Here is a 2,354-nt window from a genome sequence, read left to right on the forward strand (position 1 = left end):
GGCGGCATGGACCGCCTGCATCGCGGCTTCGAGCTGGAAACGCCCGATGCGCCCGCCGGCCGAGGCCCGGCGGAGCATGCGCTCGCCCCGTGCCGCGAGTTTCTCGTCCCACGACGACGGGTCCTGCTCGTCGAGCGGGACGAAGCCGGCGCCGGTCGCGCCGGCCCGGCTCAGTGACAGCGCGATCAGCGACGCCAGCCCCCAGGCTTCCGGTTCGTCGACGGACTCAGCGAGAACAGTTGCCAGATAAAGTGATTCGTCCGCCATCGGTGTCACCTCGGGGCCGCGGGCGATCGTGAAACATCCGTAGACCGCTTCGAGGACCGCGGGAAGCCGCTCGGGCATCGCGGTGCGGTCCGGGACGACGAACGGGATCCGGGCGTCGCGGATGCGCCGCTTCGCGCGGACCAGCCGCCCCGCCATCGCGGACGGCGAGACCGCGAACACCGAAGCAACCTGTGCCGCATCGAAACCCAGCACCGCCTGCAGCATCAGCGGGGTACGCGTGGACTCTGCGATCGCAGGATGCGCGCACACGAACAACAGCGCCAGCCGCCGGTCCGGGATCGCATCCGGGTCGACATCGTCGAGCGTCGCCACCGAGCCGGTGTCGTCGGGCACCTGCTCGAGCGGAGCCGCGGTGCGGTACGCGGCGGACTTCCACACGTCACGCTGCCGGTTCCGGGCGACGGTGAGCAGCCAGCCGTCCGGATTCGCGGGAACACCCCGCTCGGGCCAGACCACCAGCGCCTGCTCGAACGCCGCCGCCACGGCGTCCTCGGCGAGCGCGAGGTCGCCGGAGCTCGACGCGAGCAGCGCAACCAACCGGGCGCGTGAGGCGCGTGCCGCATGCTCGGCAGCGGCCCACGCCCCGGACCGCGTCATTGGTTCGGCGTCCAGACACCCTCGACCGTGTAGGTCGCGCCCGGCCGGACCTCGACCGCACCCCAGTGGATCGGCGGCGCCTGCCGCGCCCACTCGATCGCCGCATCGAGGTCCGGCACGTCGATGACGACGGTTCCGCCCAGCTGCTCCTTCGTATCGGCGAACGGCCCGTCCTGCACGCGAAGTTCGCCGTCGACCATCCTGAGGGTGGTCGTCAGTTCGGACGGGGCGAGAACCTCCGCGCCGATCAGGACGCCGGCCTGCTCCAACGCGGCTGTGTAGGCGGCGAACGCCTCCCGGCCGGCAGCGATCGTCTCCTCACCGATCGACTCGCCGGTCTCCTCCGAGTAGTGCATCAGAATCGTGTATCGCACGGGAATCGCCTCTTCTCTGGTCGCTCCGACTCGATCCTGCCGAGTCGTCCGTCCGCACACTGCGGCTCGGTGAATCTCGGCGGCGCGGATTGTGGCCCGCCACAGTGATGACGATCGAATCCGACACCGATCGACAGATATCGGCTCCGGCCACGCGACGAGGCGCGATCTTCCACCTACTGTGGTGGCCATGGACTCGCGGGATCTGCGCGTTTCGGACGCGGAACGGGAACACGTCGGTCAACTGCTGCAGCGGGCGGTCGGTCAAGGCATGCTCTCGCTCGGTGAGTTCACCGAACGCATGGACACCGTGCTGGCGGCCAAGACCCGCGCCGACGTCAACCAGGTTCTCATCGACCTGCCGGGCATCCAGTTGCGCCCCGAATATCTTCGGCAGATGCAGGCACAGTACGCGCCGGCGCAGCCCCCGATGACGGGGCCGCCGCCGGTTGCGGGTGCGCCGGTTGCAGGTGCGCCGGTGATCCGCGGCCGCATGTCGAACATCTCACGCAAGGGACGCTGGGAGGTGCCGCCGATGCTGCAGATCGACACGCGGATGTCGACCGTGGTCCTCGACTTCACCGAAGCGGTGATGCAGACCCAGGTCGTGAACGTCCACGTGAACGACTACCTGGGTTCCATCACCCTCGTCGTTCCGGCGGAAGCGACCGCGGACGTCAACGGCATCGATCCGGTCGCGTCGAGCACGAACTCGAAGGTGCGGTCCGGTCCGCCGTTCGGGCCGCTGCACCTCGTGGTCACCGGCAGGCTGCGTTTCAGCGCACTGACGGTCCGGCATCCCATCGGCACCGCGCTGCGCCAGTTCCTGCGCTGAGCGCGCAGGAACCGGGGCCGCGCTATGTCCGGCGCTGGCGGGCGATCAGCTCGCTGACGCTGATTCCACCCGCGTTGTCCTCGTCGCCGTGCCGGCCCGTCGTCGGACCGGACCGCTCCGGATCCGGGTCGCGGTACCGGCCGAGACGCGGATCCTGCTCCCGCGGTGGCGGAGCCTGATCCGGCGCCGGGCGGGCGGGACGCGGTTGTTCGACGCCGGGCGCGGTACGCCGCAACTGGGACAGCCAGTTCTCGATGGCC

Annotated in this window: 3 protein-coding genes and 1 pseudogene; 1 reads left to right on the forward strand and 3 read right to left on the reverse strand. The window is 70.1% G+C overall.

The genetic code is table 11. The features are described 5' to 3' along the window. A partial coding sequence (locus ACN675_RS28840; protein WP_420754064.1) for an RNA polymerase sigma factor occupies nucleotides 1-885 on the reverse strand: 885 nt, incomplete at its 3' end. Further along, on the reverse strand, nucleotides 882-1,259 hold the full coding sequence (locus tag ACN675_RS28845; RefSeq protein WP_420754065.1) for a YciI family protein: 378 nt from the start codon (nucleotides 1,257-1,259) through the stop codon (nucleotides 882-884). The genes ACN675_RS28845 and ACN675_RS28840, both read right to left, overlap by 4 nt. 190 nt (nucleotides 1,260-1,449) lie before the next feature. Between ACN675_RS28845 and ACN675_RS28850 the strand changes: the two genes are divergently transcribed. Beyond that, the gene (locus ACN675_RS28850; protein ID WP_420754066.1) at nucleotides 1,450-2,094 is read left to right on the forward strand and encodes a DUF1707 SHOCT-like domain-containing protein; all 645 of its coding nucleotides are present in this window, start codon (nucleotides 1,450-1,452) and stop codon (nucleotides 2,092-2,094) included. A gap of 22 nt (nucleotides 2,095-2,116) precedes the next feature. Here ACN675_RS28850 and ACN675_RS28855 read toward each other — a convergent pair. Further along, nucleotides 2,117-2,354, reverse strand: a pseudogene (locus ACN675_RS28855) (hypothetical protein); the annotation flags it as partial.

It is taken from the genome of Rhodococcus sp. O3, from assembly GCF_048897285.1.
Classification (GTDB): Bacteria; Actinomycetota; Actinomycetes; order Mycobacteriales; family Mycobacteriaceae; genus Rhodococcus.